Origin of the sequence: Sphingorhabdus sp. Alg239-R122, assembly GCF_900537065.1 — a bacterium.
Taxonomy (GTDB): Bacteria; Pseudomonadota; Alphaproteobacteria; order Sphingomonadales; family Sphingomonadaceae; genus Alg239-R122.
The window spans coordinates 161,219-185,691 of record NZ_UNRC01000004.1; the positions used below are offsets into that span (position 1 = coordinate 161,219).

The 24,473-nt window shown below is 54.0% G+C and carries 22 protein-coding genes and 1 tRNA gene; 11 read left to right on the forward strand and 12 right to left on the reverse strand.

What is annotated here, in order from left to right; translation table 11 throughout:
• Positions 1-183: 183 nt before the first annotated feature.
• The 6 genes from G6Q15_RS06285 to gatC all read right to left on the reverse strand — a co-directional run bounded on the left by G6Q15_RS06285 (position 184) and on the right by gatC (position 6,118).
• Positions 184-822 (reverse strand): ATP-dependent Clp protease proteolytic subunit, encoded by a 639-nt coding sequence (locus tag G6Q15_RS06285; RefSeq protein WP_164116810.1) that lies wholly within the window; start codon positions 820-822, stop codon positions 184-186.
• 144 nt (positions 823-966) lie between these two features.
• On the reverse strand, positions 967-2,535 hold the full coding sequence (gene tig, locus G6Q15_RS06290) for a trigger factor (protein ID WP_164116812.1): 1,569 nt from the start codon (positions 2,533-2,535) through the stop codon (positions 967-969).
• A gap of 97 nt (positions 2,536-2,632) precedes the next feature.
• A tRNA-Leu gene (locus tag G6Q15_RS06295) sits at positions 2,633-2,717 on the reverse strand.
• A gap of 110 nt (positions 2,718-2,827) precedes the next feature.
• A complete protein-coding gene (gene gatB / locus G6Q15_RS06300) occupies positions 2,828-4,330 on the reverse strand; it encodes an Asp-tRNA(Asn)/Glu-tRNA(Gln) amidotransferase subunit GatB (RefSeq protein ID WP_164116814.1) in 1,503 nt (500 codons plus the stop codon).
• 1 nt (position 4,331) lies between these two features.
• The gene (gene gatA / locus G6Q15_RS06305; RefSeq protein ID WP_164116816.1) at positions 4,332-5,816 is read right to left on the reverse strand and encodes an Asp-tRNA(Asn)/Glu-tRNA(Gln) amidotransferase subunit GatA; all 1,485 of its coding nucleotides are present in this window, start codon (positions 5,814-5,816) and stop codon (positions 4,332-4,334) included.
• Positions 5,816-6,118: an Asp-tRNA(Asn)/Glu-tRNA(Gln) amidotransferase subunit GatC gene (gatC, locus tag G6Q15_RS06310; protein WP_164116818.1), complete on the reverse strand. Its 303-nt coding sequence runs from the start codon at positions 6,116-6,118 to the stop codon at positions 5,816-5,818. The genes gatA and gatC overlap by 1 nt, the downstream gene beginning before the upstream one ends.
• Positions 6,119-6,312: 194 nt before the next feature.
• On the opposite strand from gatC, the gene G6Q15_RS06315 reads away from it, so the two are divergent.
• The 4 genes from G6Q15_RS06315 to G6Q15_RS06330 all read left to right on the forward strand — a co-directional run bounded on the left by G6Q15_RS06315 (position 6,313) and on the right by G6Q15_RS06330 (position 10,170).
• Entirely contained in the window at positions 6,313-7,431 is a 1,119-nt protein-coding gene (locus tag G6Q15_RS06315) for a DUF3089 domain-containing protein (protein WP_205518107.1), read from the forward strand.
• A complete protein-coding gene (ruvX, locus tag G6Q15_RS06320) occupies positions 7,428-7,889 on the forward strand; it encodes a Holliday junction resolvase RuvX (RefSeq protein WP_164116991.1) in 462 nt (153 codons plus the stop codon). The genes G6Q15_RS06315 and ruvX overlap by 4 nt, the downstream gene beginning before the upstream one ends.
• 65 nt (positions 7,890-7,954) lie before the next feature.
• Positions 7,955-8,947 (forward strand): aspartate carbamoyltransferase catalytic subunit, encoded by a 993-nt coding sequence (locus G6Q15_RS06325; protein ID WP_164116820.1) that lies wholly within the window; start codon positions 7,955-7,957, stop codon positions 8,945-8,947.
• A complete protein-coding gene (locus G6Q15_RS06330) occupies positions 8,944-10,170 on the forward strand; it encodes a dihydroorotase (RefSeq protein WP_164116821.1) in 1,227 nt (408 codons plus the stop codon). Before G6Q15_RS06325 ends, G6Q15_RS06330 begins: the two co-directional genes overlap by 4 nt.
• A gap of 56 nt (positions 10,171-10,226) precedes the next feature.
• On the opposite strand, the gene G6Q15_RS06335 is transcribed toward G6Q15_RS06330, so the two are convergent.
• From G6Q15_RS06335 to G6Q15_RS06345, 3 genes are all read right to left on the reverse strand, one after another.
• Complete coding sequence (locus G6Q15_RS06335) at positions 10,227-11,570, reverse strand: SPOR domain-containing protein (RefSeq protein ID WP_164116823.1); 1,344 nt, start codon at positions 11,568-11,570, stop codon at positions 10,227-10,229.
• Positions 11,571-11,633: 63 nt separating this feature from the next.
• On the reverse strand, positions 11,634-12,446 hold the full coding sequence (locus tag G6Q15_RS06340) for a hypothetical protein (RefSeq protein ID WP_164116825.1): 813 nt from the start codon (positions 12,444-12,446) through the stop codon (positions 11,634-11,636).
• A gap of 19 nt (positions 12,447-12,465) precedes the next feature.
• Positions 12,466-13,185, reverse strand: coding sequence for a ParA family protein (locus G6Q15_RS06345; RefSeq protein ID WP_240330786.1), 720 nt, complete (start codon positions 13,183-13,185; stop codon positions 12,466-12,468).
• Between the two features lie 364 nt (positions 13,186-13,549).
• Here G6Q15_RS06345 and G6Q15_RS06350 point away from each other — a divergent pair, with 364 nt between their 5' ends.
• On the forward strand, positions 13,550-15,019 hold the full coding sequence (locus G6Q15_RS06350) for an SPOR domain-containing protein (RefSeq protein ID WP_205518108.1): 1,470 nt from the start codon (positions 13,550-13,552) through the stop codon (positions 15,017-15,019).
• A 2-nt stretch (positions 15,020-15,021) separates the two neighbouring features.
• On the opposite strand, the gene serB is transcribed toward G6Q15_RS06350, so the two are convergent.
• Positions 15,022-15,912: a phosphoserine phosphatase SerB gene (gene serB / locus G6Q15_RS06355; protein ID WP_164116830.1), complete on the reverse strand. Its 891-nt coding sequence runs from the start codon at positions 15,910-15,912 to the stop codon at positions 15,022-15,024.
• On the opposite strand from serB, the gene miaA reads away from it, so the two are divergent.
• The 5 genes from miaA (at position 15,911) to G6Q15_RS06380 (ending at position 20,776) form a co-directional block, all read left to right on the forward strand.
• Positions 15,911-16,873, forward strand: coding sequence for a tRNA (adenosine(37)-N6)-dimethylallyltransferase MiaA (gene miaA, locus G6Q15_RS06360; protein ID WP_164116832.1), 963 nt, complete (start codon positions 15,911-15,913; stop codon positions 16,871-16,873). The genes serB and miaA overlap by 2 nt on opposite strands.
• A 136-nt stretch (positions 16,874-17,009) precedes the next feature.
• Entirely contained in the window at positions 17,010-18,755 is a 1,746-nt protein-coding gene (locus G6Q15_RS06365) for an acetolactate synthase 3 large subunit (protein ID WP_164116834.1), read from the forward strand.
• Positions 18,755-19,270: an acetolactate synthase small subunit gene (gene ilvN / locus G6Q15_RS06370; protein WP_164116836.1), complete on the forward strand. Its 516-nt coding sequence runs from the start codon at positions 18,755-18,757 to the stop codon at positions 19,268-19,270. Before G6Q15_RS06365 ends, ilvN begins: the two co-directional genes overlap by 1 nt.
• A gap of 69 nt (positions 19,271-19,339) precedes the next feature.
• The gene (gene ilvC, locus G6Q15_RS06375; RefSeq protein WP_164116838.1) at positions 19,340-20,380 is read left to right on the forward strand and encodes a ketol-acid reductoisomerase; all 1,041 of its coding nucleotides are present in this window, start codon (positions 19,340-19,342) and stop codon (positions 20,378-20,380) included.
• A 42-nt stretch (positions 20,381-20,422) separates the two neighbouring features.
• Positions 20,423-20,776 (forward strand): DUF2200 domain-containing protein, encoded by a 354-nt coding sequence (locus tag G6Q15_RS06380; RefSeq protein WP_164116840.1) that lies wholly within the window; start codon positions 20,423-20,425, stop codon positions 20,774-20,776.
• 95 nt (positions 20,777-20,871) lie between these two features.
• On the opposite strand, the gene G6Q15_RS06385 is transcribed toward G6Q15_RS06380, so the two are convergent.
• Positions 20,872-21,411 (reverse strand): YHS domain-containing (seleno)protein, encoded by a 540-nt coding sequence (locus G6Q15_RS06385; RefSeq protein WP_205518109.1) that lies wholly within the window; start codon positions 21,409-21,411, stop codon positions 20,872-20,874.
• 506 nt (positions 21,412-21,917) lie between these two features.
• On the opposite strand from G6Q15_RS06385, the gene leuA reads away from it, so the two are divergent.
• On the forward strand, positions 21,918-23,576 hold the full coding sequence (leuA, locus tag G6Q15_RS06390; RefSeq protein ID WP_164116999.1) for a 2-isopropylmalate synthase: 1,659 nt from the start codon (positions 21,918-21,920) through the stop codon (positions 23,574-23,576).
• A 3-nt stretch (positions 23,577-23,579) separates the two neighbouring features.
• Here the strand turns inward: leuA and G6Q15_RS06395 are convergent, their stop codons facing one another.
• Positions 23,580-24,353 carry a hypothetical protein gene (locus G6Q15_RS06395; protein WP_164116842.1) on the reverse strand — a complete coding sequence of 258 codons (774 nt, stop codon included), beginning with the start codon at positions 24,351-24,353 and terminating at the stop codon, positions 23,580-23,582.
• Positions 24,354-24,473 lie beyond the last annotated feature (120 nt).

Here is a 24,473-nt window from a genome sequence, read left to right on the forward strand (position 1 = left end):
AAAAGCTTGCGGGAATCACTTTTAGGCTTTCACCAATTCATAATCGTAGAGCCATATGGTCATTTTTCAATAACCGTTAACCCTTTGCCGTAACCACACAACCCCTGTGCTATAAACAGAAAGCAGCCAGCATGCGGGTAATATCCATGCTGGCTGAACCTGTTATTTACAGAAAAATAGTTTCTATTTACTTTCGTCGTCAGCTGGTTTCGGACGCTTGTCAAAAACTTCATCAATAAGGCCAAATGCCTTGGCTTCGTCCGCTTCCAGGAAAGTATCGCGGTCCATAGCCTTTTCAATCTTCTCAAGCGGCTGGCCGGTATATTGCGCGTAAAGTTCGTTCATGCGCGTACGGATACGCAAGATCTCTTTTGCCTGGATTTCAATATCGGACGCCATACCGCGCGCACCGCCTGATGGTTGGTGGACCATGACACGTGCGTTGGTGAGCGCAATGCGCATGCCTGGCTCACCTGCAGCAAGGAGGAAGCTCCCCATGGATGCGGCCTGCCCAACACACACCGTACCCACGCGTGGGCGGATATATTGCATGGTATCATGGATTGCCATGCCAGCTGTCACCACACCGCCCGGTGAATTGATATACATATAAATATCTTTTTTGGGATTATCGGCTTCCAGAAAAAGCAACTGCGCGGTGATGAGTGCGGCCATATTGTCTTCCACCTGACCGGTCACAAAAATAATCCGCTCACGCAATAGTCGGGAAAATATGTCAAAACTGCGTTCACCGCGGTTTGATTGCTCAATAACTATAGGGACTAAGGCATCGTGGATTGGATCGTGCGTGAGGTTCGACATGGAATGGCTTTCTTTCCTGTTTCAAGTGGCGTTGTCCCTAAATCGGGACAAAGTCATAAATGTTCAAGTGCATTAACCAAAAAGGCACCGGAGCGCATGTCTCCAGTGCCTTTTTTTACATTTTGATCTATTTCAGCGAGGCGGTTACTTCTTTGCAGCCGCTTTCTTGGCAGGTGCCTTTTTAGCAGCAGGCTTTTTTGCTGCTGCTTTTTTAACCGGTGCTTTTTTCGCTGCTGGCTTCTTAGCTGCGGTTTTTGGCGTTGTTTTTTTAGCCGGTGCTTTTTTTGCAGCCGCCTTTTTCGCCGGAGTCTTTTTGGCAGCGGGCTTCTTAGCTGCAGCTTTTTTCGCGGGAGCTTTTTTCTTTGCTGCTTTTGGCGCTGGCGTCTCTTCCGCCTCAATCGCTGCTTGCAACTCCTCGCGTGTTACTTTGCGGTCTGTAACGTCTGCTTTGTCAAACAGGAAATCGACAACCTTATCTTCATACATAGGCGCGCGTAGCTGTGCAGCAGCCATAGGCTCCTGCTGCACATATTGCATGAAACGTTCGCGATCTTCAGCGCGGTATTGCTGGGCCGCCTGCTGGATCAGCATGTTCATTTCCTGTTGCGTCACCTCGACACCATTGGCCTGGCCAATTTCGGACAGTAACAGGCCAAGGCGGACACGGCGCACCGCAATGTCACGGTACTCATCTTTATCCGCTTCCATTTCCTTGCGGGCCGCTTCAGGATCTTCCTCGCCCACCAACTCCTGCTCCAGCTGCTGCCATATCTGGTCAAACTCTGCTTCCACCATAGATGGCGGTACGTCAAAGTCATGGTCGGCGGCCAGCTGATCAAGCAGACCACGCTTCATCTGCGTACGCGTCAGGCCATTCAGCTCCTGCTCAATCTGGCCTTTCAGCAGTTCGCGCAGCTGGTCCATGCCCTCAAGGCCGAGAGACTTTGCAAAATCATCGTCAACCTTATTCTCTTTTGGTTTCTGAACTTCGCCAACGACAATATCAAAAGTCGCGTCTTTGCCCTTCAGGTCATCGACATTGTAATCATCTGGGAAAGTTACGTTCAGCACTTTCTCATCATTGGCTTTCACACCAACAAGCTGGTCTTCAAATCCCGGAATCAGGCGACCTGACCCAAGCTCAACTGCCATGGCTTCACCCTTGCCTCCGTCAAATGGTACACCATCAACCTTGCCTTCAAAGTCGATTACGACCTGGTCACCCATTTTGGCCTTGTATGATTTGGCAGCGGTTTCAAAGCTCTTCTGGCTCGCGGCCAGGCGTTCAACGGCTTCATCAACTTCCTTGTCCTGCACATCGGCGGTCAGACGTTCCAGTTCCAACCCATCGACAGATGGCGTTTTGATTTCAGGAAGGACTTCAAGTTCAAGTGTGATTTCAGCATCCTTGCCACTCTCATAGCCTTCAGCCATTTCCACTTTCGGCTGCATCGCAGGGCGCAATCTGTTGTCAGCTACTGTTTTGTCAACGCCTTCGCGAATCGCAGCATTCAGAGCGTCCTGCATCAGGGCATCGCCGTGCATCTTGCGGATCAGGTTCGCAGGCACTTTGCCAGGGCGAAAACCCGGCATGTTGACCTGTGGCGCGAGTTTCTTGACTTCAACGTCTACACGTTTGTTTATATCGTCAGCCGTTATGGTCAGTTTATAGGCGCGTTTCAGGCCTTCGTTCAGCGTTTCGGAAGTTTGCATCTGCTTGTCTGCTCTCTAGTTATAAAGCGTTTCAGTCGTTAGGCTTTTCGTACCCCGCATATGGAGCACATAAATTCGTGTCTACCGGCCTGCCTGATGGTGCGGGCGAAGGGACTCGAACCCCCACACCTTGCGATACCAGAACCTAAATCTGGCGCGTCTACCAATTCCGCCACGCCCGCTTGGGACATCAGTTACACCCGGTCAAGCGCGTGCGTCTATACAAAGCCCACCCAAAGGGCAAGGGGAGATATGACTATTCCAACCCATAGATTGGAAAATACCGCAATGGTCAACCAAGCTTCTTTTTAAGCAGCTCATTCACGACCTGCGGATTGGCTTTGCCTTTCATGGCCTTCATTGTTTGCCCGACAAAGAAACCAAACAGCTTGTCCTTGCCGCCGCGATATTCTTCGACCTTATCCGCATTGGCCTCCAGAATCTTTTCGATTTCCTCTTCAATCGCACCGGTATCGCTGGTCTGTTTCAGGCCATCCGTGTCCGCAATTTCTTCGGGGTCGCGACCGGTTTTCAGGGCAATCTCGTAAATCTCTTTCGCCTGCCCGCCCGATACCGAGCCGCCAGCCACCATCGCCAAAATAGCTGCATTGGCGGCAGGCGTATTGTGTTCGTGATCTGCCGTGACTTCCAGCGCCTTTTGCACACCTGGTGCAATCGAAAGCGACCAGTTAGCGACTTGCGTTGCCACATCGGTTTCGGCCTTGCCTTGCTTGCCCGCCGTTTCTTTCAGCAACACTTCAAATGCCCGCGCCGTCTCCGCCTCTGCTGTCAGGACAGCGGCATTATAGGTGGTGAGACCCAGTTCGGTTTCATAGCGCTTGCGCTTGGCATCGGGCAGTTCGGGGAGCGATGACTTGCAGTCCGCAATAAAATCATCCGTCAGCTCAAGCGGCAGCAGGTCGGGGTCCGGAAAATAACGGTAATCATGCGCATCTTCTTTTGATCGCATCGACCGTGTTTCATTGCGATCGGGATCGTAAAGACGTGTTTCCTGCACGATCTCACCGCCAGCTTCCAGAACATCGACCTGACGATTAGCTTCAATTTCAATAACCTGTTGCACAAACCTGACAGAATTTACGTTCTTGGTTTCCGTGCGAATACCAAGTTCATCGCCCGGTTTGCGGACGCTGACATTGACGTCGGCACGCATAGAACCCTGCTCCATATTGCCGTCGCAAGAGCCTACATAGCGCAGGATCGAGCGCAGTTTCTTGACATAGGCACCGGCTTCGACCGGACTGCGCATATCGGGCCGCGACACGATTTCCATGAGCGCCACGCCCGAACGGTTCAAGTCGACATAGGACATGGTTGGGTGCTGGTCATGCATCAGTTTGCCCGCGTCCTGCTCGATATGGATACGCTCAACACCAATCTGCCTGACTTCGCTGTCAGGGTCCTTCTCATCGAGCGCGACTTCGATCACGCCCTCACCCACAATCGGGTGGTAAAGCTGCGAAATCTGATACCCCTGCGGCAAATCGGCATAGAAATAATTCTTGCGGTCGAAACGCGAATATTTGTGAATCTCGGCATTGAGCGCAAGTCCAGTACGCACCGCCTGACGCACGCATTCCTGGTTCGGTACCGGCAGCATGCCCGGCATCGCCGCGTCGACCAGAGACACCTGTGTATTGGGTTCCGCGCCGAATTCAGTCGAGGCACCCGAAAACAGCTTGGCACTACTGGTAATCTGCGCATGGACCTCCAGGCCAATCACGACCTCCCAATCCCCGGTTGCACCCTGTATGCGATATGTTGATTCAGTCATATTACCACCACTTGTCCGGACGTGCCGTAAACCCTGCGCGCTGTTCGATTGCGAGACCTGCATTGAGCACGCTTTGTTCATCCAACGCCTTGCCAACAATCTGCAGGCCGAGCGGCAACCCTTGCCCGTCCAGGCCGCCTGGTACCGACATGGCCGGAAGACCTGCGAGAGAGGCAGGCACGGCGAATACGTCATTCAGATACATGGCCAAGGGATCATCCGCCTTTTCACCCAGCCCAAAGGCCGCACTTGGCGCTGTCGGGGCTAGGATCATGTCACAATGTTCCCAAGCCTGCTCAAAATCGCGTGCAATCAAACTGCGCACCTTTTGCGCCTGTGTGTAATAGGCATCATAGAAACCGGCAGACAAAACATAAGTGCCGATCATGATACGCCGCTTCACCTCTGGGCCAAAGCCTTCCGCGCGGGTCGCGGCATACATATCCTGAAGCCCCGCGCCATCCGGAAGTTCGCGCTGGCCATAACGCACGCCATCATAGCGCGCGAGGTTCGAGGAAGCTTCCGCCGGAGCGATAATATAGTAAGCGGGCAGCGCATATTTGGTGTGCGGCAGTGAGATTTCGACAATCTCTGCACCTGCATCGCGCAACCACTCAGCCCCCTGTTCCCACAGATCATCAATTTCTTTCGGCGTGCCGTCGATGCGATATTCTTTCGGAATACCGACACGCTTGCCTTTCAGATCGCCCGAAAGTGCGTTTTCCCAGTCAGGAACCGGCAGATCGAGCGATGTTGCATCTTTCGGATCAAACCCTGCCATCGCCTGCAGCATAATCGCACAGTCGGTCACATCATGCGCCATCGAACCTGCCTGATCGAGCGAGCTGGCAAATGCCACCACACCCCACCGTGAACAGCGGCCATAGGTAGGCTTAATTCCGGAAATGCCCACAAATGCGGCTGGCTGGCGGATCGAGCCGCCTGTATCTGTGCCTGTCGCCGCAGGGCATAAACGCCCGGATACAGCCGAAGCGCTACCGCCTGAAGAACCGCCGGGCGCTAAGTCCGTATTGCCACCATCATTGCGCCGCCACGGCGAAATCACATTGCCGAATGCGCTGGTTTCATTGGACGAACCCATGGCAAACTGGTCCATATTGAGCTTGCCGAGCATCCCCGCGCCCGCTTTCCACAGATTCGCAGACACGGTCGATTCATATTGTGGTGTAAAGCCTTCCAATATGTGGCTACCCGCGGTCGCTTCGACACCATCGGTGCAAAACAGGTCTTTCATACCCACGGGCACACCCGCCATCGGGGCCAGTTCTTCGCCCGCTGCACGCGCCTTGTCTGCTGCATCAGCGGCAGCCAGCGCATGTTCAGGCGTTTCCACCAGAAATGCGTTCAATTCCTTGCCCGCCGCCACATTAGCGTTGAAAGCTTCGGCCACTTCGCGTGCAGAAAATGTGCCATCTCGCACACCGTCGCGGATAGCCTTGATCCCCAGATCAGTTATATTGCTCACTATTCAATCACCTTCGGAACGCCGAAAAAACCATGTTCGGGTGCAGGCGCATTGGCCAGCACCTTGTCGCGCACACCGCCGCCCGTTAGCGGATCGGCATTAATGACATCGTCGCGCAGGCGCAGCGTGTTCGGGATAACGGCTGTCATCGGCTCAACGCCGGTCACATCGACTTCACCTAGTTGTTCCACCCAGCCCAGGATATTATTGAGCTCAGGCACCAGAGCCTCCACCTCGGCATCATCCATCTGGATGCGCGCGAGCGAGGCGATTTTCTTGACTGTTTTGCTATCTACTGACATGGCCTAGCCGCTAGCATTGCACCCGAAAGCTGGCAAGTGCGAAGGTGGACGAAACCGAATTTTTGCTATTGTCTTACGGGCTGCAAACCATTGCACCTGCCGGTATAGCCTGTATAGGCCGCACTGGTTCAGCCTGTATTTATGCTGCGCTATATATCGATATAGTGTTGCAATGCCCAAAGCCGGAGGTACATTTGGCCCGCAAGTTTCTCTATTTCATAGCATTCTGTGTCTTTACGCTGATAATCGCACTGGCCGCACTTGCATTTTTCCAGGAAGAAGCGACACAGGCGGCATTTGTGCCACGGGCAGATTTTGTCGAACAGGAAAAAGTCGAACAAAGCGCCTATGCCGTGCCAGATATGTGGTTTTCACGGCCCGGTACAGTCGGGGGCAATCCAGCGCTATGGACACCCGAAGGCTTTGAACCCGTAGCAGAGCCAAAAGCTGCCGTCTTTTATGTGCACCCGACATCTTTTGTTTCCTTTGCCACCACACAGCTTTGGAATGCGCCGCTTGACGATGAAGAATCGCAGGAACGTGCCAGGATTTTCCTGCGCAGCCAAGCCAGCGTGTTCAACGGTGCAGGCGAAATCTGGGCACCGCGCTACAGGCAGGCCGTGCTGGGCGCATTTCTGACCGACAAACCCGAGGGGCAGCAAGCAATTGACGCCGCCTATCAGGATGTCAAAACTGCGTTCGAAGAGTTTATCGCTGAAATTCCGGAAGACAGGCCCATTATACTCGCTGGGCACAGCCAGGGCGCGCTACATCTCACTTCACTGCTGCGCGAATTTGTTAAAAACCAGCCGCTCGCAGACCGCATCGTCGCAGCTTATATTATTGGCTGGCCGGTTTCGGTGGAAAACGATCTGGAAGCGCTCGGCCTGCCTGCTTGCGACGATACCGAACAGACAGGCTGCGTCATAAGCTGGCAGAGCTATGGCGAACCTGCGGATCCATCGATGGTTATCAGGGCATATGATTCGACCATCGGCTTTGATGGAAATCCGCGCAAGGGCTCCACCATGCTGTGCACCAATCCGCTCACGGGTAAAATGGGCGGTGAGGCTCCTGCCAGTGCCAACCTGGGCACACTTGTCCCGAACGAAACACTGACAGATGGCAAGATTGTGCCCGCTGCTGTGCCTGCACACTGTGACGATCGCGGTTTCCTGCTAATCGGCGATCCCCCTGAACTTGGTGCCTATGTGTTGCCGGGTGAAAATTATCATGTTTATGACTATCCGCTGTTCTGGGCCAATGCCCGCGCGGATGCAGACCGGAGGGTGGACGCATTTCTAGCTCGCTGATCACTGAAAACACAGGCGAATATTACGCTGCATTGCCAGATGCTGGCCGGTTAATGGGGCTTGACGTAGGGTCCAAAACAATCGGCACGGCGTTTTGCGATGCCGGCTGGTCCTTTGCCACCGCCGCTAAAACCATCAAACGGCGCAAGTTTGGGCAGGATCGGGCAACCATTGTCCAGCTCATCCAGGAACAGGCCGTCACAGGGCTTGTCATCGGACTACCGCTCAACCTTGATGGTACGAACAGCCCGCAAACGCAGTCGGTGCGTTCATTCACGCAAAATATGCAAGGCGTGGGCCTGCCCATCCTGCTATGGGACGAACGCTGGTCAACGCAGGCGGTGGAACGCGCGCTGGTCGAACAGGATGTGAGCCGGGGAAAACGGGCGGAACGGATAGACAGCAGCGCAGCGGCTTATATTTTGCAGGGCGCAATTGACGCGCTCGTAAATGTGTAGCTCTGTATCTGTGCACGATTAAATCTTGACCCCTCCCCCCTTCTGACCCTACACGCTCACCTTTAATGACATCGCCAAACGACAGTTCGCCGCGCACCTATCCGGATGGATCGGATGCGTTTCCGCACCATAACCTGCTGGACATAGCGGGCCTGCAGCCTTGGGAGATTGAATATCTTCTGGATGAGGCGGAGCAATGGGTCGATTTGAACAGGCAATCAAGCAAGCATGATGACCGGCTCGCGGGCCTTACCGTCATCAACGCTTTCTTTGAAAACTCGACCCGGACGTTGCTGTCGTTTGAAATTGCCGGCAAGCGGCTGGGCGCAGACGTGGTGAACATGCATGCCGCACAATCCAGCATCAAAAAAGGCGAAACGCTGATTGATACGGCAGTGACACTGAATGCCATGCGCGCCGATGCGATTGTTATCCGCCACGGCAGCTCGGGTGCAGTGCAGTTAATTGCCGACAAAGTGGATTGCCCGGTGCTCAATGCCGGCGATGGTAGCCATGAGCATCCGACACAGGCATTGCTGGATGGCCTCACCATCCGCCGCCGCAAGGGTAATATCTCAGGGCAGACAGTCACGATATGCGGCGACATACTGCACAGCCGTGTGGCCCGTTCGAATATTATCTGCCTGCGTACATTGGGGGCAATCGTGCGTGTGGTAGGGCCGCCCTCACTGCTTCCAGCTGCAATAAAAGAGCTGGATGTGGAAGTGTACACCGATTTTGATGCCGCGCTAAAAGGCTGTGATGTAGCCATGATGCTGCGCCTGCAGAATGAACGCATGCAGGGGCAGTTTATCCCCTCACCTACGGAATATCATCATCTCTATGGCCTCACCGAGGAAAGGCTGGAAAAAGCGGGTGGTGATATATTGGTGATGCACCCTGGTCCCATGAATCGCGGGGTGGAAATTGTCAGTTCGATTGCCGATGATCCTGAACGTTCGACCATTACCGAACAGGTGGAAATGGGGGTCGCCATGCGGATGGCCTGTCTGGATATATTGACGCGAAGATCGCGCAATGTGGAGGGCTGGACATGAACCTGACAATTACAAATGGCCAGTTGATCCTGCCTGGACAGGATGCCCCTGTTTCAGGCGGAATACAGGCAGATGGCGATACAATCAGCGCTGTGGGTGATATTACAGACATTAAGGATACGGTTGATGCCAAAGGCGCAATTATAGCGCCCGGCATTATCGATCTGGGCGTATTTGCAATCGATAAACCTGCCTTTCATTTTGGCGGCATTACCCGCGCCGCATTGATGCCGGACCAGTCGCCACCACTCGATTATCCTGCACGAGTGCGTTTCGCGGCCTATTCAGGAAAGCCCGATTTGTGGGTGCACCCGCTTGGCGCAGCGACAATCGGCTTGAATGGCAGTGAAATGGCCGAAATTGCCCTTATGCAAGATGCCGGCGCAAAAGCAATCGGCACAGGCCGCACATGGATAACCGATAGCGGCATGATGCGGCGGTTAATGCAATATTGCGCCGCGCTGAACCTTGCGCTGGTTGTGCATAGTGAGGATAGCGGGCTCACCGGCAATGCGGTAGCCACCGATGGCGAAATGGCCACGAGGCTGGGCCTGGCCAGCGCCCCTGCCGAGGCCGAGGCTATTGCGGTCGCGCGCGACATAGAACTCGCCCGGATGACCGGGGCGAAAGTGCATTTCCGGCAGGTGACGACCAAGGCCGCACTGGAACATGTCCGCCGTGCCAAATCAGACGGTCTGGCCATTACATGCGGCGTCACACCTGCGCACCTTTTCCTCTCTGATATTGCCATAGGCAATTTCCGCACCTTCGCACGCCTGTCCCCACCGCTAAGATCGGAAACAGATCGGCAGGCCTGCCTTGCCGCCGTTGCCGACGGAACAATCGATGTCATCAGTTCCGGCCACGATCCGCGCGGCGCAGAAGACAAAAGGCTTCCCTTTGCCGATGCCGCACCGGGCATGGCAGGCGCCGAAAGCCTGCTTGCGCTATCATTAGGTCTTGTCCGGGATGGCTGTGTTTCGATGGGGAGGCTCTTTGATCTGCTCTCTGCCAACCCGGCGAAGATACTAGGCGTGTCTGCAGGCAGCCTGGCAAAAGACATAGCCGCCGACATCATCCTGTTTAACGCAGATGACCCGTGGCAGATCCATTCGGACAAAATGCTTGCCCATGGCGGGAATACACCATTTGATGGCATGCCCGTGCAGGGTAAAGTCACAACCGTCTATAAGGGCGGACAGCAGGTATACCAAGATAACTGAAAGGCCGACCCAGCATTGCGCTGAACCGGCCTGTCTCTGTTTCAATAGTTTCAGCTTTAGTGGCGCATCGCCAGACGTGAGCCGTTAATGCGCATAGGCTTGAAACTGCCGGAATGACGGACAAAGCAGTTGCCGCCCTGCGCCTTGATACTGTTACACATGGCACGCGCCGCCTGCACATTGCCAAAGCCGGTTGCGGCCAGACGGTGAAGCTGACGACCCTTTGAATTGACCGTCGCGCTGGCATGGCTAAAGCCGCGCAGATTACCGTAGCGTTTGCTCAAAATATCCCAGCCGCGTTTTGCATTTGACGGAGAGGAGAATGCGCCCAGTTGCACGACATAATTTCCGCGATCCGCATTCGCTACCGACCTGCGCGGTGTAAATACGGGTGCGCTTGCCACAGACTTCGCAAGTGCAACGCGCTGTTTTTTGGACTGTACTGTAGATTCAACCTCGACCGCTTTTGCGGGTACTCGCTGAACTCCTGCGTTCTTTGCCGATTGCTGCACGGCAGGTGCAACCTTCACCGCTTCCCTGACCGCAGGTATGAGCGGAGCAACCGTATTATTGGCTTCTGCAGCGCTCGCCATGGCGAATTCTTCGGTTATAGGTGAATCCACGAATGACAGCTCTGTCTGTGCATCGTCATCCGCGATATTTTCAACCAGCTCCGGCATATCAGGCGTATTGGCAAGCGCAAGCCGCTGTGGCTGCCCCGCATCCGCACGCGGCGTAACACCCAATATCGAAGCCACACGAACCTGATAATGTTCAGGGCGTGACATTTGCACCCATTGCAATAACCGCTCGCCAACCTCGGCTGGCGAAACATCCTGCAATGCCATGGCGCGGGCCTGTCGCCAATTGCCGTTCAGGGCAAATGCCATGGCTAGGTTCTGACGCACTTTCGGGGTGTTTGCACCGCTGCGCACTTCACGCACCAACACGTCCACACCGCGCTCCGTTTGCCCGGCCAATGCAATTGCCAACCCATAATCCCCATTGGGTATCAGTGTACGATGCGCATTCAATGTATCAATGGCATCACGTTGCCGGCCCATGCCGATTTGTGAGAGTGCCAGACTGATAACATTGCGCGCGTTCACATCACCCAATTCAATCGCATCGTGAAATGTTCGCGCAGCAGACATGAAGCGACCATTTGCAAGATAAGCCTTGGCAAGCGACGTGCGGTAGGCGGCATTGCGCGGCTCGGCGGAAACGGCGTTTTCGGCATTGCTTAGTGCTTTGCCCAACTTGCCCTTTGCCAGTGCTTTTTCAGTTTTGGAGGAATATGCTGATGGACGGTCGCTGCCCGTGGATGAACAACCCGCCAGTGTAGCTCCGATTATCAAAGCCGATGCCGTCACTTTCAATAATGCAGTTCTGTGTATCATAGCGTTTGTCCTTGTTCGCCTTATTGTATTCTTCATGGCTTGCGCAGCCATGCCTGTAATAGGTTAAGTCCTGCCGCCGCTTGCCGCCTTGCCTGCAAGCTCATCAATTTCAGGCATTTTTTCCAAAAATTCATCCAGCGCCTGTGTCACCAGCTGCTGCGCGGAAATATTACTGAGCGCGCAGGCCAGACGAAGCCGTAAATGCCGTTCTGGATCAACACGCAACGTAAATGCAGCGCGCTTTCCAGATTTGATCGCGGGCTTTTTGGGTTTGCTCGCCTGTATCACGGGTGTGCGTACTGCCTTGACTTCAACCATTTGCGGCGAAGGCATTGTGCCCAAATCAGCAACTTTTTCCGTTTTCTCTTGTTCAGCATTTGGAGCTGGTTTCTTCACTGACAATGGACTGTTCGCCATTTCAACTGGTGCGCCTGATACTGCATTTTCAGGATTTTCAGCAATCGGATCAGCAGATTCAGCTTCGCTGGAAAGCTCTTCGCTCACCTCTGCCTCTTCAGCATCCCGGCCTTCTATTTCATGCGTATCCTGTAGTCCCAGGCTATCATCTGCCTTAAGGCGCTCTTCCAGGTCATCGCGCTGCTTTACCACTTCTGGCACAGCGGCCGCTAGCGGGTTAACCGCCTTGCCGTTTGCCATGGATGTCGGCACAGCCACATCATCCTCAGGCTGCGGATCGACATCATAGCCCATATCGTTCCAGCCAAGGTCTTCAAGACCCTCGCCGTTATCCTTTTTGGGCGCTGTAGTAAGGCCAGTCAGTCCCTGACGGCGCATTGCCGGCTTGGCGTCACCCTTGCGTGCAAGCAGGCTGGACGACAATGATGCCGTTGGTTTGGATTCAGATATATCCATCATTCTTTCTCCTGCTCCTCATTCAAGATCCGGCGACCCGGCGGCCGAAACCACCCATGGGACGCGGTGCACCACCAACCGGCTGAGCCGCGGCGGGAGCAGAGAAAACGGTGCGCCGGAAATTCTTTTCCAGTCGGTCGGACATATATTCCCAAAGCGCTGTCACTTCCTGTGCAGAGCGCCCTTCAGGATCAATTTCCATAACTGTGCGGCCATCGATCATGGACGCAGCAAAATCAGTGCGGTGATGCAATGTTGTTGGTGCTACCGTACCATGCTGTGACAATGCCACCGCAGCTTCTGACGTGATTTTGGCTTTTGGCGTTGCACCATTTACAACAAATATCAAAGGCTTGCCTGCACGTTCACACAAATCAACCGTAGCACCGACTGCGCGCAAGTCATGCGGACTTGGCCGCGTCGGTACAACAATCAGTTCGGCAACCGAAATGACGCTTTGGATAGCCATGGTAATGGCAGGCGGCGTATCAATGACCGCCAGCTTGAAACCCTGTTGCCGCAAAATGGCAAGGTCAGATGCGAGCCGTGCAACTGTCGTCTGCGCAAATGCGGGTAATTCCGCCTCACGCTCATTCCACCAGTCAGCGAGTGACCCCTGCGGATCAATATCGATAAGAACAACCGGGCCGGCACCTGCCAGCTGGGCCTGAACGGCGATATGGCCAGACAAAGTCGTCTTGCCGGAACCGCCTTTTTGTGATGCCATTGCGAGAACGCGCACATTAATCCCCTTAGGTTCGCGAAAATTTCCTGAACACACGAAATCGCAGAACAGGACTAATATCTGGTTAACAGCTGGAAGTTTGCGTGAAACAAACTTGCCTCGCAATGTCGATAATGGCGGGATAGCAGCTGTTCCTAACTGCCCATTATCCATAAAATTTGAGCATTATATACGCGCGCATTCAGACAAAGAGGCGTTGCAAATATGTGTTTTCATTATAGGAGTGTTAATGCGCGCACGGCAATTATGATAAATGGCAAATCCCGGCAGGATTTTTCATCATATGGAAGAGAGGGAGAGGATGATCAGCGTAATACCAGACTATAACCCATCTCGATTCTTGCTATTTTCCTTATGCCTTATGCCTCTTACGCTGCCTGCGACTGCATATGGGTTCATGCAGGATGATGTTCCCACATTAACGTCCCGTGATGATGAAGCGATTACCGAATGGCGCGCCCTTGCCGAAAAGGGGGACGCAGACGCCCAATATAATCTGGGCCAGGCATATACTATCGGCCAAGACGTCGACCGCGATCTGGCCGTGGCTGAGCAATGGCTTGCCAAAGCGGCGAAACAGGGACATGCGCGCGCAATTGAAAGTTATGGCCTTATCCTGTTTCGCAATAACCGCCAGGCAGAGGCAATGCCCTACATCCAGGCGGCTGCCGCACGCGGAGAACCCCGCGCCCAATATATACTGGGCATAGCGCATTTTAACGGAGACCTTGCCAAACAGGATTGGGTGCTTGCCTATGCCTATATGCTGCTCGCAGCGGAAGCTGGCCTGCCGCAGGCCGATCTCAACCTGGCCACTATGGACCGGCATGTCCCGATAGAAGAACGTCAGGAAGGTATCCGGCTCGCGAGAAAAATTGAGCGTGATGCAAAGTCTATAAATGGTGAACAGATTATAGCCGTTATATCACCTGAAACACCCTCCCCGTCCGCCAATCAAGAAGCCGCAACTGAAAACGACGTACGACAAAGTGACGTGGCCAATGCGGGTGATGCCATGCCGGAAATGCCTGCAGATACCGAAATGGCCGGGACAGACCAGCAAATAGCGCAGGCATCACCGCAGGAGGTTGTGCAACCACTTCCGGATGAGCCTGCGGACACCGGCATTACTACAACAGAGCTGCCCCCGTCGCAGGTCGCGGACATGGATATATCACAGGTGGATATCGTGCCCGCAGACGAACCTGCGCAAACGCAAGCCATAGACACAGAAGAACAGGAGCTTGTTCAGGCACAAGCTGATGACAAACATATTGACGCCTCGCAAGACGATATCCTGACACAGGATATTGCGACAGCCGAAAGAGAACCAGAGGCTACAGTAAACGACAGTGATGCAGGAACCCCTGCGGAAGAGCAGCAGGACGTTACTCTGTCGGATGCTGATGCATCTGTACCTGTCATACCCGATACTGATTCTGTTGAAACAGATAACGAAGAGCTCCAGCCGGTTACCGTGACAGAAGAGTCAAAACCTGCTTCTTTGGCTGAGGAAAACATGGCCGATGCAGATGAAATAACGCCGCCAGCAGATACGGAGGAACCCGTTCCCACAGTCACAACCTCGCAAGAGGTGCAGCAGGATAACTGGCGCATTCAGCTTGGTGCGTTCCGCACAAGCGAAAAGGTGGAATCGGCATGGCAGGGTTTACAAGCGCGTCACGAAACACTCGCGGGGCTGGAATTATATGTACAGGATGCTGGCGAGTTTAAGCGCTTGCAGGTGGGACCATTCACAAATCGCGCAGACGCAGCGCTGTTGTGCAGAAACCTTAAAAACCAGGCCTGTTTTGTCGTCAAATCTGACTGATACTATCGCTCGGGGATAATGAGCCATTGATCTTCATCGATACCTTGGGCCAGCAGTATCGTCGTCAGATCACCATGTGTGACATATGCATCCGCAGCATCACGCGCCGCGGGTTTCGCATGATGGGCGATGCCGTATCCAGCCGCTTGCAGCATCGCAATATCATTTGCCCCGTCACCAATGGCGAGACTATCCGCGGCATCAATATTGCGGGCCTTAAGAGCCTGTTCAAGAAAATCAGCCTTGGCCTTCGCATCGACGATATCACCCAATAACCTGCCCGTCAGCTTACCATCATGCATTTCCAGACGGTTGGCAAAAACCTGATTAAAGCCAAGCCCTGCCGCCACCGGATCAGCAAAAGCATGAAAGCCGCCCGATACAAGCACATTAAAACAGCCCAGGCCATGCATAGTCGCGATCAATGTACCTGCGCCCGGCATTGCCCGGATACGTTCATGCAGGCATTCCTCAATCGTATTTTCCGGCAAGCCCTCAAGCAATGCAACACGTTTTGTGAGCGACTCGGCAAAGTCGAATTCACCGCGCATCGCGCTTTCGGTGATGGCCGTCACTTCTGACCTCAGGTCCGCATAATCGGCAAGTTCATCGATGCATTCGGCAGCAATCATCGTGCTGTCCATGTCGGAGCATAACAGTTTTTTAACGCGGTGCGCTGCTGGCTGCACGAACAGGTCGCAGCTGTCCAGACAGGGCGCAAGTGCAGTTTTTGCGGCGTCCAGCTCATTTTCAAAATGGATGTCGATAGCTCGTCCGTTACCAAATATGCGCGTATCCTGCGGCGTGCAACCTGCAGCGGCCAGCAAATCGCATGCAGCATTTTCCGCTCCATCTTCATGGGGGTTTGCTGCTATCAGGGTGGCAATGAACATGGATAAACCTTCAGAATCGGGGAGCACACAGGAAGATAAACCTCCTGTTGCGCTTATTGCCGGACCAACGGCCAGCGGCAAGAGCGGATTGGGCGTTGCCCTTGCAAAACATTATACCCGGACCGGTAAACAGGCCGTCATCATCAACATGGACAGCGCGCAGGTCTATGCCGATCTCGATATATTGAGCGCACGGCCCACAGTGGACGAAATGCAGGACGTAGAGCACAGGCTCTACGGATATATTGACGGTAGCGAGACCTGCAGCGCCGCGCGCTGGGCGGATGATGCGAAAAAACAGATCGCACTGGCCCATGCGGGTGGCAGTATACCGATATTGGTTGGCGGCACCGGTCTTTACATGCGCACGTTGCTGGACGGCATATCGCCCATTCCCGATATTGATGAAAAAGTGCGTGCGGAAGTGCGCGCCCTGCCGCTCACAGAAAGCTATGCCGCGCTCCGGTCCGAAGATCCGGAAAGAGCGGTGCTACTTTCACCCAATGACACGAACCGGATATCACGCGCACTGGAAGTGGTGCGCTCTACGGGCAAAAATCTCTCTTATTGGCAATCAGTTAAAGAGGGCGGGATAGCCGGTAACATCACGCTCAAGCCGCTTATCTTGCTACCCCCGCGCGAATGGCTATATGCGCGGTGCGACCAACGGTTCGAGATGATGTTCGACAATGGCGCTGCGGCGGAAGTGCGCGCGCTGGTAGGTCGCAACCTGCCCGATGACTGCCCCGTCATGCGCGCCATCGGCGTGCCGGAAATTGCCGCTTATCTGCACGGCGACATGACACGTGCCGAAGCTGTGGAAGCGGCCCAAACAGCAACCCGTCAATATGCAAAGCGTCAGTATACATGGTTCCGCAACCAGTCATCCGCAGAGTGGCCGTACTGGCAAGAAGAAATAAATGATAAAAATATCTGTGATATTGAAATTTTATTTCAATAAAATCCGTTGACATGGCATTTTAATATCCATAACAGGCTTGTCTTGCCTTTATGGTTGCAGTGCAACATTGAGGGCAATGCGAACGCGTCATATCGGCGCGATCCGTATGGTAAAAATAACTGGGAGGACCGGGACAGTGGCCGAAAAAAGCGGCGCAGACATATTGGTAGACACGCTTGTCGAACAGGGCGTCGAAGTGATTTTCGGCTATCCGGGCGGTGCGGTGCTGCCCATTTACGACGCCATTTTCGAACATCCCAAAATCCGCCATATCCTTGTCCGTCATGAACAGGCCGCCACCCATGCCGCCGAAGGCTATGCCCGTGCCACGGGTAAACCGGGCGTTGTGCTCGTCACGTCAGGTCCTGGTGCCACCAATGCGGTCACCGGTATTACCGATGCGTTTATGGATTCGATCCCGATGGTGGTTATCACAGGGCAAGTCCCCACCCCCCTCATCGGCTCTGACGCTTTTCAGGAAGCCGACACAGTCGGCATCACCCGGCATTGCTGCAAGCATAACTACCTGGTCAAGGATCCAGCGAAGCTCGGTGCGGTGATGCACGAAGCCTTCTTTATCGCCACGCATGGCCGCCCCGGCCCGGTTGTGGTTGATATTCCCAAGGATGTGCAGGTGGCCAAAGGCAGCCCTTCCGCTGCACCTGTTAGCAGTCATAAGAGTTACCGCCCGAAAACCTCTGCCAACACCGCAGAAGTTGATGCCGCGCTCGACCTCATCGCAAAAGCTGACGCGCCGATATTCTATACCGGCGGCGGTATCATCAATAGTGGCCCCGAAGCATCCGCATCACTGCGCCGTATCGCTGAGCTCACTGGCGCTCCTGTCACATCAACACTAATGGGGCTTGGCGCGTTCCCCGCCACCTCACCGCAATGGATGGGCATGCTCGGCATGCATGGCACTTATGAAGCCAATATGGCGATGAACCGCGCTGACCTGGTCATCTGCCTTGGCGCGCGGTTTGATGACCGTGTCACTGGACGGCTGGATGCATTTTCACCTGACTCGACAAAAATTCACGTCGATATTGACCGCAGCTCGATCAACAAGACCGTGGCTGTGGACTTGCCGATTGTGGCCGATGTAGGTGATTTCCTTGATGCGCTTTGCGCGCGCTGGGAAGAACGCAAACTTGAAGGCCGTGACCTTTCCGAATGGTGGGCTCGCATCAAGGGGTGGCGCGCAACTGAATGCCTTGCCTATCCCGAACATGACAAGCTCATCATGCCGCAGCGCGCGATTGAAAACCTGTTCAAGGCAACCCGTGACCATAATCCGATCATCACCACCGAAGTTGGCCAGCACCAGATGTGGGCGGCGCAGCATTTCCATTTTGATGATCCGAATAAATGGCTGACCAGCGGCGGCCTTGGCACCATGGGATACGGCCTGCCCGCCGCTATTGGCGCGCAGATAGCCTTTCCCGATGCGCTGGTCATCGATATAGCCGGTGAAGCCTCAATCCAGATGAATATTCAGGAACTTGCCACCGCGACGCAATATCGCCTGCCAGTCAAGATTTTCATCCTCAACAACGAATATATGGGCATGGTCCGGCAGTGGCAGGAACTGACGTATGAAAGCCGTTATTCCAGCAGCTATAGCGATGCCCTGCCCGATTTCGTGAAGCTGGGCGAAGCCTATGGCTGGACCGGTATCCGCATTGATAAGCCTGAAGAACTCGACAGCGGCATAGAAACCATGATTAATACGGACGGCCCCGTAATCGTCGATTGCCGCGTGGCGAAACTCGCCAATTGTTTCCCGATGATCCCGTCAGGTGCGGCGCATACCGAAATGCTGCTACAGGCGGATGAGGTTTCAGGCAAAATGGATGATGAAGCAAAGGCGCTTGTATAATGCATATCAAGGAAACTGATCCCGAACGTCATGTCCTGACCGTCACGGTCGATAACGAAGCGGGTATATTGGCGCGTATTGCGGGTATGTTTACCGCGCGCGGCTATAATATCGAAAGCCTGACCGTGGCTGATGTCACTGAAGACCATGCGATCAGCCGCATCACCATCGTCACAAATGGTCCACCACATGTGATCGAGCAGATTATCGCACAGCTCGACCGACTCGTGCCCGTGCATAAAGTCGCCGACCTGACCGATATCGGCCCACATGTGCAGCGCGAACTGGCACTGGTGAAAGTGGCGGGCGTGGGCGAACACCGGATCGAGGCGCTCCGCCTGGCCGAAGTTTACCGCGCGAGTGTGGTTGATGCGACCACTGAAAGCTTTATTTTCGAACTCACCGGTGCGCCAGACAAGATCCAGTCGTTTATCGACCTGATGCGGCAAGTCGGCCTGGTCGAAGTCGGCCGCACTGGCGTCGTCGCCATCGTGCGCGGAAAAGAGGCAAGTTGATGCAAGTTTCACAATATACCGTATCCCAGCCCCATGTTTCGGGCGAACTGACCAAGGAAAGCGAATAAAATGAACGTCTATTACGATAAAGATTGCGACATGAGCCTGATCACGGACAAGAAAGTCGCGATTGTCGGCTATGGTAGCCAGGGCCATGCCCATGCGCAAAACCTGCGTGACAGCGGTGTCAGCGAAATCGCCATTGCCCTTCGTGAAGGATCATCGACGCGCAAAAAGGCTGAAGATGCCGGTTTCAAGGTCATGAACAATGCCGAAGCCGCCGCCTGGGCCGATATCGTCATGTTTTTGGCACCCGATGAACATCAGGCCGCGATCTATGCCGCCGACTATCATGACAATATGAAAAAAGGGGCCGCGCTTGCCTTTGCCCATGGTCTGAACGTGCATTTCGGCCTGATCGAGGCGCGCAGCGACCTGGACGTCATCATGATCGCACCCAAGGGTCCCGGTCACACCGTACGTAGCGAATATCAGCGCGGTGGCGGTGTCCCTTGCCTGATCGCCGTTGAGCAGGAAGGCAGCAGCGCCAGCCAGAAATCCAACGGTTATGCCAAACAGCTCGCTCTCGCTTATGCGAGCGGCGTTGGCGGCGGCCGCAGCGGCATTATCGAGACCAATTTTCGCGAAGAGTGCGAAACCGACCTGTTCGGTGAGCAGGCTGTGCTGTGCGGCGGTATCACACACCTGATCCAGGCGGGTTTCGAAACGCTGACCGAAGCGGGATATGCGCCGGAAATGGCCTATTTTGAATGCCTGCACGAAACCAAGCTGATCGTCGATCTGCTCTATGAAGGCGGCATTGCCAATATGCGCTATTCGATTTCAAATACCGCGGAATATGGCGATATCACAACGGGTCCCCGCATCATCACAGAAGAAACGAAGGCTGAAATGAAACGCGTGCTGGACGACATTCAATCGGGCCGTTTCGTGAAGGACTTCGTGCTCGACAATCGCGCCGGCCAACCCGAACTGAAAGCCGCCCGCAAACGCGCACAGGCGCACCCGATCGAGAAAACAGGGTCAGAGCTACGTGCCATGATGCCCTGGATCGGGGCCAACAAACTGGTGGATAAGGACAAGAACTAACTGATACACAAGGTCATAGACATAACTGTGGGAGTACAAATCGTGGGTAAGCATAGAATCTACACAATGAGCTTTGCCAGCGTTTACCCCCATTATGTCACCAAGGCAGAAAAAAAGGGGCGCACCAGATCGGAAGTTGATGAAATCATATACTGGCTGACCGGTTACAGCCAGTCCGCCCTTAAGGTCGAGATTGAGCGCGAAACGGATTTCGAGACACTTTTTGCCCGCGCGCCCATGATGAACCCTGCACGGGAGCTGATAAAAGGCGTGGTTTGCGGGATACGGGTGGAGGAAGTCGAAGAACCTCTCATGCGCGAAATCCGCTATCTTGACAAACTTATTGATGAACTTGCCAAAGGCAAGGAAATGGAAAAGATTCTTCGCAGGCCATAAGAAAAAGGCGGCGCCCAAGGTACTGGAAGGCGCCGCCTTTCTTTGTCCGGCAATGATGAGGAAGGACATGCCGAACTTGGGGGAGAGTTTATGGTTTAATCAGCATCATCATAGCGCTGGTCTTTGGTAAAGCCCGGCCATGCTTCTTCCGATTTCACCAGGAAACCCGGAATGTCTTTCAGCCATTTCTGCTGCACTTCCTCGTTGAAGTTCAGGTATAGCTTGCCATCGACAATCTTGTATTTGGTTGCATCACCCGGTGCCAGATAACCGCGCGCCAGTGCCCATGCACAATGCCCGCCATATTGCGGTGCGAATGCTGCCGGTTCCGCTGCGAATTTTTCGGCATTTTCAGCAGAAGCAAAGCGATATTCCTTGTCATTATAGATAACGACATGGTCTTCGCTGCCTTCCACCGGTACGCCTTCGCCGGTAAAATAGGAAACGGCATCATAGCCGCTTACGGCCAGATTGCCGGTTTCACCGGTATATACAGGCCCGCTCGCGTCATCATTGACGGTGACAACGGACTGCACGGTTTCCGTGGTTTCAGCTGCAGGTGCAGGTGCTTCAGATGCCCCACATGCAGCAAGAGATACGCTTGCAAGCGCGGCGAATAAAAACGTCTTTTTCATTGGTAATTCCTTTACATTTGGCCCCGGTAGAAATCAGGTATTTGCCAACCCCAGTATGCATTAAGGGTTCGCTGTAATATCCTGATTGGTTACAGCGCCCAAAATAATTAAATAACAGCAGCGCTGACTGCGGGTGCGAACGCAACGCTGGTTGCCGCAAGTGCAAAAAAAGCTGCCACGGCAGAAGTGATAATTTTCATGTTGAGTCTCCAAATTTCCAGACAGGCATGATCGCCACTGGTTTGACCGGGAGTTCGCATGTGCAGCATTTTTGGTTACAAAATTTTTTGATTGATTTCTCCATAGGGCTTGTGCACACAGGATTTATGCGGATTTCAGCATCTCTTCTACTGCTACGACTTACACGCCCTTAGGCGTGTAACCGCTGGCGCATATCCGCGCCGCACCCCGCCTAAGGGCACTTTCCCACCAAACTGATTTTACTGGACACAGTGGCCTCTGCGCGACATGTCCAAAGCCTGATTAAAGCGAGATGCAAAATGGCGATGCTGCAAGACCCGTCCCGAAAATACCGACCTTTCCCCCAGGTCGACCTGCCCGATCGTACCTGGCCCGATGCGCAGATCACACGCGCACCGCGGTGGCTCTCCACCGACCTGCGTGACGGTAATCAAGCGCTGATTGACCCAATGGATGCTGCCAAGAAACAGCGGTTTTTCGATATGCTGGTACGCATTGGTGTCAAAGAGATTGAGGTCGGCTTTCCTTCTGCAGGGGCCACCGAGTTCAACTTCATCAGCGGGCTGGTGAAATCGGGCTCGATTCCCGATGACGTGATGGTGCAGGTCCTCACCCAATCGCGCCGTGACCTGATCGAACGCAGTTTTGAAAGTCTGGCCGGGGCAAAGCAGGCCATCGCGCATCTGTATAATGCGGTTAGTCCCGCCTGGCGCGAAGTGGTGTTCAAACTGGATAAACAAGGCGTGAAGGATATTGCCCGTTCCGGCGCGACCATATTGCGCGAACAGGCGGAGAAATATTCGGACACTGACTGGCATTTTGAATATTCACCCGAGACATTCTCCACCGCCGAACTCGATTTCAGCCTGGAAGTGTGTGAAGCGGTGATGGAAATCATTGAACCCACGCCCGAAAAACCGCTCATCCTGAACTTGCCCGCGACAGTCGAGGCAGCCACGCCCAATATCTATGCCGATCAAGTCGAATGGATGTGCCGCCATATCTCACGCCGCGACAGCGTTGTAGTCTCACTTCACCCGCATAATGACCGTGGCAGTGGTATTGCGGCAGCGGAGTTAGGCGTAATGGCAGGTGCGGACCGTGTTGAAGGCTGTCTGTTCGGCAATGGTGAACGCACCGGCAATGTCGATCTGGTGACGCTCGCGCTCAATATGTATACGCAGGGGGTGACGCCAAATCTTGATTTTTCCAATCTGGAAGAAGTTGTGAAAACGGTTGAATATTGCAACCAGATTCCCGTGCATCCGCGCCATCCCTATGCGGGCGAACTGGTGTTCACTGCCTTTTCCGGCAGCCACCAGGACGCAATCAAAAAAGGCTTTACCGCGCAGGATGCGCGCAATGACGAGCTCTGGAATGTGCCTTATCTGCCCATTGATCCAGCCGATATTGATTGCAGCTATGAAGCCGTGATCCGCGTCAATTCGCAAAGCGGCAAAGGCGGGGTTGCCTGGGTCCTCGAACAGGACAAGGGCTTGAAACTGCCCAAGAAGCTGCAAGCCGATTTCAGTCGAGCAGTGCAGGAACTGGCTGATAAAACCAGTCAGGAGCTATCGAGTGAAGATATATGGCAGGAATTTGAGCGGCAATATCTGAAGCGCACAAATCGCCGTGTCGAGCTGCTTGATTATACCGAAACGAAAAGTGGCATCGAGCGCATTTTTGCGGGCAAAATCCGCATTGATGGCGAAGTGCATAGTGTCAGCGGACGCGGCAATGGCCTGATGTCCAGCGTGGTCAATGCGCTGGCCGATGCAGGAGCGCCCGCTCTCGACATAATGAACTATAGCGAGCATGCCATTGGCCAGGGCAGTGACGTGAAAGCTGCCGCTTATGTAGAATGCCGTGCAGCGGACGGCAAAAGTGTATTTGGCGCAGCCATAGATCCCGATGTCGCCAGCGCAAGCGTGCGCGCAATACTCAGCGCGGCAAACAGGGTCTGATAGCTATCTGACGTTGATGGTAACGCCCAGTATTTCCCACTGCGCGCCTTCCAGAACATAGCTGAAATCATATTCAACTCTATGTTCAGGGCCATTATAATGGCCCTTGATAGACATGCTGCCATCATCTTCCATGGTGGCGGGCCGGGTTATGACTGGCTTAAGCTCACGTAGACCTATCAGACTGATATTACCGTAAAACTCATTGAATATACGGTCAAGTTCCGCAACATCGGTTTGCCTTTGCCACGTATCTGAAACGTTTGCATACAGGATTTCCATCGACCTGTTTTCCACTGACTGCGCGAAATATCCCATTGTATCATGCACAAGCTTCGCCTGCGCCTCATTGTCCGGCAGGCGTGCCGCAGGATCCCCACGCTGAAGTCCGGATGAGCTTCTGTCTATTCCGTAAATTTTCCAGTCGCCATCCTCTTTGACAAAGCTGATATCAACTGGGACCACAGTACCGGACTGCGTTGTGACAGTACCGCTCAATATGCCCTTGCCACCTTCAATCTTGCGTGTCGACCAGCTCATATCGCGCACCTTGTCCAACGAATTGGCGGCAAGATACCCGGCAAGTTCACTTTCATCTGTTCCAGCCTTAAAATCACTCGACAGATAGCTATGGGCAGATGCGGTGTCGCCTTCGCTGGCCGCGGCAAAGAAGCTGTCCGCTGCATCGGACATACCAGCAGTGAAATAGAATATGGCTCCGACAAAAAGAGCAATGACTGCAGCTACGCCAGCGGCAATTTTAAGGAATTTTTTCATGTTTTGCACCTCTCATTATTGACCGGTGCGACCCTGTTATATTTTTTGATATAGCATAAGCGCGTTATAATCGAAATCATGTGCCAAAAGTCACTGATTGAAACAGCATGCAAGGTTTTA